Source organism: Streptosporangium sp. NPDC050855 (assembly GCF_044456585.1).
GTDB classification, from domain to species: Bacteria; Actinomycetota; Actinomycetes; order Streptosporangiales; family Streptosporangiaceae; genus Streptosporangium; species Streptosporangium longisporum.
On record NZ_JBITFY010000001.1, the window covers coordinates 144,624 to 150,623 of the forward strand.

Sequence of the window (6,000 nt, forward strand, 5' to 3'; positions counted from 1 at the left end):
GCCGTCGCCCGCGTCACGCGACGGGCAGGACGTCCCGGGGTGAGGAACCGAGCCGGATGCCGGCGTCCCCGGGGAGGTCGCCGAGCGCCGACACGCGGTGCAGGTGGTGGACGCCGGGCGGCAGCGTCGTGGCGGCCCGCGCGGCGGACACCGCCACGGCGGCGGTGGCCCGTACCTCGCCCTGGCCGGTGGCCCAGCGCGTCGTGCCGTTCCCGGAGCGGGCCAGCGCCAGCCACCGGTCGGTGCCGGGGAAGCGCAGTCCCCGGGGCGCTCTCGACGCGCCCGGAAGGCGGGTCAGCATCGCCAGGCAGGCGGTCGCCGCCCGCGAGTCCAGGCCGAAGCGCGTCCGTACCGGCACGCCGAGGTCACGGGTGAGGACGTGCTGGTCGGAGTAGTCGGCCCGGTAGACCCGTCGCCTGCCGTAGCCGGGCAGGTCGAGACGGAGGCCGCGGGTGTAGTTGCGCACCGCCGTCCCGGTCCAGGGGTCGCGGAAGTCACGGCCGAGCAGGCCGTAGGCCCACGCGTACGACGCCTCGCCGTGGTGCTCGCCGGCCCCCAGCATCAGGACCACGTCGATCGGCGCGGGGGCGGCCGGGTCGTGCACCGCGGCGGCGAGCAGGTTCGTCAGGCCGGGGGCGAGCCCCACGCTCAGCAGGACCGGCCGGGGCGGTGCGAGCCGTTCCAGGGCGGTGACGTAGGCGGTGGTGGCGGTGACGTCGACGAACGCCGCGCCGTGCTCGGTGACCAGGGCGGCCAGTGCCGGGTCCTCGGCACCGGCCGCGTTGACGACGACGTCGATCCCGGGCAGCGCCGCCCGTACGGAGGCGGGGACGGTCAGGTCGACCCGCACGTCGGCGCGTGCGGCGTCGCGGCCCGCGGCGAGCGCCACGTCCCCGCCGGCGCGCAGGCCGTCCACGATCCGGGCACCGACCGCGCCGTACCCGCCGAGCACCAGTGCCCTCATCGGCGCGACCGCCGGCCGGCCGGTCCGTCGTGGCCGTCTCCGAGGAGGCGGCCGTCCCCGTCGTGGCGGCCGTCCCGTGCGAGGCGGCCGTCCCGTGCGGGACGGCCGGGCGCGCTCACGCCGGCCGTGCGGGTTCTGCGGGCGGTGCGCATGGCACCCTCCTATAAGTTGTACGAAGCAACTGTCCGACACCGAGCATAGGACCAACAGTTGTACGACACAACTCATGGGGGAGTGTTCCCCGACGACGATCTGCGTCGCCTGCTCAGGCTGCTCGCCAGGGCGGGCGGGCTGCTCGAACCGCACGGCCACGGTGAGCTGCGGCTCTCCCTGTCGGAGGTGTTCGCCCTCGGTGAGCTCGCCGAGGGCGAGACGCTCTCCCAGCGGGAGCTGGCCGTCCGCCTGGGCCTGGAGAAGAGCACCGTGAGCCGCCTGGCCGCGGGCATGGAGCGGCGGGGGTGGCTGTCGCGCGAGCGCGACCCGGCGAACCGCCGCTTCTACCGCCTCCGCCTCACCGAGCAGGGGTGGGCCGCGGCCGAGGAGGTCGGCGCGGGCCTGCGCGCCACGCACGCCACGCTGTTCGGCGAGCTCACCGACGCCGAGCGCGCCGGCCTGGCACTCGGGCTGGACGGCCTCGCCCGCGCCCTCCAGGCCGGGGCCCACGGCGGCCGGACCGGGGCTCACGACGGGCAGGCCGGGGCTCACGACGGGCAGGCAGAGGCCCACGGGGGGCAGGCGGGGACTCACGTGGCCGGGCCGGGGCCCACGGTGGGCACCCGGCGGGCGGGGGACCCGCTCCCCCCGGCGCGGGAGGCTAGCTCGACTCCCTGACCACGAGCCGGGTCGGCAGGATCACCGGCTCCGCGGGCTCGCCGCGCAGCAGGCCGAGCAGCAGGCGGGCCGAGGCGGCGGCCTGCTCGCCCATGGGGCTGCGCACCGTGCTGAGCGGCGGATCGGTGTAGAGGGCAGCCTCGATGTCGTCGTACCCCACCACCGCCACGTCGTCGGGCACCCGCCGGCCCGCCCGGCGCAGCGCCCGCAGCGCGCCGATCGCCATCAGGTCGTTGGCGGCGAAGACCGCGTCCAGCGCCGGGTCGTCCTCCAGCAGCTGCGCCATGGCCTCGGCCCCGGAGACGCGGGTGAAGTCCCCGATGGCCACGATCGAACGCCGCCCGGTCTCGCTCAGCACCTCGCGGTAGGCGCCCAGCCTGTCCTGGGCGGCGGACATGTCCAGCGGCCCGGAGATCGTGGCGATCCGCCGCCGCCCGCCCTCCAGCAGGTGCCGTACGGCCTGCGCGGCTCCGCCGACGTTGTCGTTGTCCACCCAGGGGATGGAGGTCCGGGAGGGGGGCCTGCCGTGCGAGACGAGCGGGACGCCGGTGGCGGCGAGCGCCGCGGGCAACGGGTCGGCGCCGTGCATCGACACCAGCATGACCGCGTCCACGTGGCGGGCGGACACGAACCGCGTGGCGCGCAGCCGGGCGTCGTCCGAACCGGCGAGCATGAGCACGACCTGCTTGCCCGCGGCCTCGAACTCGCGGCTGGCCGCGCGCACGACCGTGGAGAACATCGGGTCGTCCGAGACGAGCCCGGCCGGCGGGTCGGAGACGATCACCGCGATGGAGTCGGTGCGCCGGGTCACCAGGCTGCGCGCCGCCGGGTTGGGGACGTACCCCAGCTCGTTCACCGCCCGCAGGACGAGGTCGCGGATGTCGGCGGCGACCGTCGGCTCGCCGTTCACCACCCTGGAGACCGTCGACTTGGACACGCCGGCCCGGGTGGCGACGGCGTCCAGCGTGGGACGTCTCATGTGGTCTCTCCCGCAGTGCGTACCGCCGGGTGGCCAGGACTGCCGGGGCGTGCGGTCCCACCCTCCCCGCAGCCTATCCGTTGATCATGAAGAGAACGCTCCCCGGGGCGGAGCGGTCCACGGAGGAAATTCTCGCCGGGTTCCCGCGGACCGGCACGGTCCCCGCGGCGTCACGCGACGGCAGGGTGCGGCGGAACGTTTTCGGCCCGGGTGTCGCCAAGGTGCTGCTCAGAGGCCACGAGCGATGACCGAAAAGATCCTCCGGGAGCGCTCCCTGAAGCGTGCGGCCGGTTACCGGCACGTGTCCGGGCCGTTTCCTACTGGTTGAGCGGGTACTTGACAGCGTCGGTCAGACAAGAGCAATCTCTGCTCAGAGAGCGCTCCCCGAACCGATATCGGTTGCACCCCCCACCACGAGGAGACGCGATGCCCTCGCCTCGACATCCCGCCCGCCCACTGGTCCTGCTGATCGCCCTCGCCGTCAGCCTCCTCGCCCCCTGCCTGGCCGTCCTGCCCGCCTCGGCGGCCGCCGACGTCCTGCTCTCCCAGGGCAGGCCGGTGACGGCCTCCTCCTCCGAGGGAGTGGCCTTCCCCGCGTCCGCCGCCGTCGACGGCAACCCCGGCACCCGCTGGTCCAGCGCGTTCAGCGACCCGCAGTGGCTCCAGGTCGACCTCGGCGCCACCGCGACCATCTCCCAGGTCTCGCTGAAGTGGGAGGCCGCCCACGGACGCGCCTTCCAGATCCAGACCTCGCCCAACGGCACCACCTGGACGACGATCCACTCCACCACCACCGGCACCGGAGGCGACCAGACGCTGACCGTCAGCGGATCCGGCCGCTACGTGCGCGTGTACGGCACCCAGCGGGCCACCGCCTACGGCTACTCGCTGTGGGAGTTCCAGGTCTACGGCACGACCGGCTCCACCGACCCCGGCAACCCCGGCGAGCTCAGACTGCTCTCCTACGGCAGGCCCGGCGCGGCCTCCACCTCCCAGCACGACGGGAACTGCTGGGAGTGCACCCCGGCCAGGGCCTTCGACCGCGACCCGGCCTCGCGCTGGGCGACCAGCCCCACCGGCGGCTGGGTGGACCCGGCCTGGATCTCCGTCGACCTCGGCGCGACCGCGCAGATCAAGAGGGTCGTGCTGCAGTGGGACCCGGCCTACGCCAGGGCGTTCCAGATCCAGGTCTCCCCGGACAACGCCACCTGGACCCCGATCTACTCCACCACCACCGGCACCGGCTTCAAGCAGACGCTGACCGTCGACGGCACCGGCCGCTACGTGCGCATGTACGGCACCCAGCGGGCCACCCCGTACGGCTACTCGCTGTGGGAGTTCCAGGTCTGGGGCACCGGTGGCGCGCCGATCACGCCTCCGCCGCTCCCGGCCGACCCGGCCAACCCGCCGTCGCTGGTCTGGAGCGACGAGTTCAACGGCGCCGCCGGGACCAGGCCCGACGCGGCCAAGTGGACCCAGGACCCGGGGACCGGCCCGAACAACGAGCTGGAGTACTACAAGCCCGAGAACACCGCCATGGACGGCAACGGCAACCTCGTCATCACCGCGAGGGAGGAGACCACCGCCGGGTCGTCGTGCCCGGGCGGACCCTGCCGGTACACCTCGGGACGGATCAACACCGGAGGCAAGTTCACCTTCACCTACGGCCGGGTCGAGGCCCGCGTCAAGGTCCCCAAGGGCAACGGCCTGTGGCCCGCGTTCTGGATGATGGGCGCCGACTTCCTCACCGGCAGGCCGTGGCCGTACAACGGGGAGATCGACATCCTGGAGGTGCTCGGCAAGGACGTCAAGACCTCCTACTCGACCGTGCACGCGCCCGCCTACAACGGCGGCGGCGGCATCGGCGGCTCGTACACGCTGCCGAACGGGGCCGACCTCTCCGACGACTTCCACGTCTGGGCGGCCAACTGGGACAGCAAGGGCATCGTCTACACGCTGGACGGCCGCACGGTCGTCACCATCAGCAAGGAGCAGGTCGAGGCGACGCGGGGCCCGTGGGTCTTCGACCACCCCTTCTACATCATCCTCAACCTCGCGGTCGGCGGTGACTGGCCCGGCCCGCCGGACGCGAGCACCGGCTTCCCCAAGCAGATGCTCGTCGACTACGTACGCGTCTACCGGTAACCCCTCGCCCACCCCCCTTCCGGCACGGCTCCCGGCGAGCCGTGCCGGAGAGCCGGCCAAAGGAGCCGCCCCATGCGTCCACGTCCCTCGTCCGGTGCCCTCTGGCGCCGGCTACGCCCGCTGACCCTGGCCCTCGCGCTGGCCGCGCTGCTGGGCACGTCCCTGTCGGCCCTGCCCGCCCAGGCCGGCACGGCGTCGCGCTCGCAGGCCGCCGGCTCGTCCGCGGCCGTCGTACGGGTGGCGGAGTTCCTCGCCGACTGCCCGTTCAGCCACCGGCTGCCCGACGACCCGATCATCTTCCCCGGCCTGCCCGGCGCGTCGCACATGCACAGCTTCTTCGGCAGCACCACCGTCAACGCCCACACGACCCTGGCGAGCCTGCAGAGCTCTCCCAGCAACTGCAACCCGCGCGTCGACCTGTCGTCGTACTGGGTGCCGACCCTGTACAACGGCAACACCCCGGTGGAGCCGACCGGCACCACGTTCTACTACCTGGGCGAGGGCGTGCGCGACGACGTGATCGCGCGGATCCAGCCGCTCCCGCTCGGCCTGCGGATCGTCGCGGGCAACGCCAGGGCGACCGGCCCCGACGACAACACGATCGCGCGCTGGTCGTGCCTGCACGCCGGGCACGTGGGCGCCTCGAAGAACTTCGTGAACTGCCCGGCCGGCACGATGCTGGAGTCCTACCTGGACTTCCCGCAGTGCTGGAACGGCAGGGACCTCGACTCCCCCGACCACAAGAGCCACATGTCCTACCCGGTGGGCGGGACCTGCCCGGCCTCGCACCCGGTGCCGGTGCCCAAGCTGCGCCAGGTGCTGCGCTACCCGGTCAACGGCGACCCGGCGCGGTTCCGCCTGGCCTCCGGACCCGGGTACACCATGCACGGTGACTTCTTCAACGCCTGGCCCGAGGCCGAGATGGAGCGCCGGGTGCGCAACTGCATCCGCCCGATCATCAAGTGCGGCGCGGACGGCAACCCGTCCTGACCCGATCCGAGCGGTGGGGGGGGGGGGGCCCCCCCGCGCCCGTGTTTTAGCGATGTCCCCCGTTAGGGGGCGCGGGTTCCCGGGGCGCGGG

At 73.7% G+C, this 6,000-nt stretch carries 5 protein-coding genes; 3 read left to right on the forward strand and 2 right to left on the reverse strand.

Annotated features, from left to right (window positions below):
* Positions 1-13: 13 nt before the first annotated feature.
* Positions 14-964: a saccharopine dehydrogenase gene (locus ACIBCT_RS00605; RefSeq protein ID WP_399185262.1), complete on the reverse strand. Its 951-nt coding sequence runs from the start codon at positions 962-964 to the stop codon at positions 14-16.
* Between the two features lie 210 nt (positions 965-1,174).
* Between ACIBCT_RS00605 and ACIBCT_RS00610 the strand changes: the two genes are divergently transcribed.
* Positions 1,175-1,795 carry a MarR family winged helix-turn-helix transcriptional regulator gene (locus tag ACIBCT_RS00610; protein ID WP_399185263.1) on the forward strand — a complete coding sequence of 207 codons (621 nt, stop codon included), beginning with the start codon at positions 1,175-1,177 and terminating at the stop codon, positions 1,793-1,795.
* Here ACIBCT_RS00610 and ACIBCT_RS00615 read toward each other — a convergent pair.
* Entirely contained in the window at positions 1,779-2,774 is a 996-nt protein-coding gene (locus ACIBCT_RS00615) for a LacI family DNA-binding transcriptional regulator (RefSeq protein ID WP_399185264.1), read from the reverse strand. The genes ACIBCT_RS00610 and ACIBCT_RS00615 overlap by 17 nt on opposite strands.
* A gap of 426 nt (positions 2,775-3,200) precedes the next feature.
* Between ACIBCT_RS00615 and ACIBCT_RS00620 the strand changes: the two genes are divergently transcribed.
* Together ACIBCT_RS00620 and ACIBCT_RS00625 are read left to right on the forward strand one after the other, a co-directional pair.
* Positions 3,201-4,919 (forward strand): discoidin domain-containing protein, encoded by a 1,719-nt coding sequence (locus ACIBCT_RS00620; RefSeq protein ID WP_399185265.1) that lies wholly within the window; start codon positions 3,201-3,203, stop codon positions 4,917-4,919.
* 72 nt (positions 4,920-4,991) lie between these two features.
* The gene (locus ACIBCT_RS00625; protein WP_399185266.1) at positions 4,992-5,909 is read left to right on the forward strand and encodes a DUF1996 domain-containing protein; all 918 of its coding nucleotides are present in this window, start codon (positions 4,992-4,994) and stop codon (positions 5,907-5,909) included.
* The last annotated feature ends 91 nt before the right edge of the window (positions 5,910-6,000 follow it).

Excerpts from the sequence above, each read along its gene's own strand:
- ACIBCT_RS00605 (WP_399185262.1), bottom strand. The coding sequence starts at position 964 with ATGAGGGCACTGGTGCTCGGCGGGTACGGCGCGGTCGGTGCCCGGATC.
- ACIBCT_RS00615 (WP_399185264.1), bottom strand. The coding sequence starts at position 2,774 with ATGAGACGTCCCACGCTGGACGCCGTCGCCACCCGGGCCGGCGTGTCC.
- ACIBCT_RS00620 (WP_399185265.1), top strand. The coding sequence starts at position 3,201 with ATGCCCTCGCCTCGACATCCCGCCCGCCCACTGGTCCTGCTGATCGCC.
- ACIBCT_RS00625 (WP_399185266.1), top strand. The coding sequence starts at position 4,992 with ATGCGTCCACGTCCCTCGTCCGGTGCCCTCTGGCGCCGGCTACGCCCG.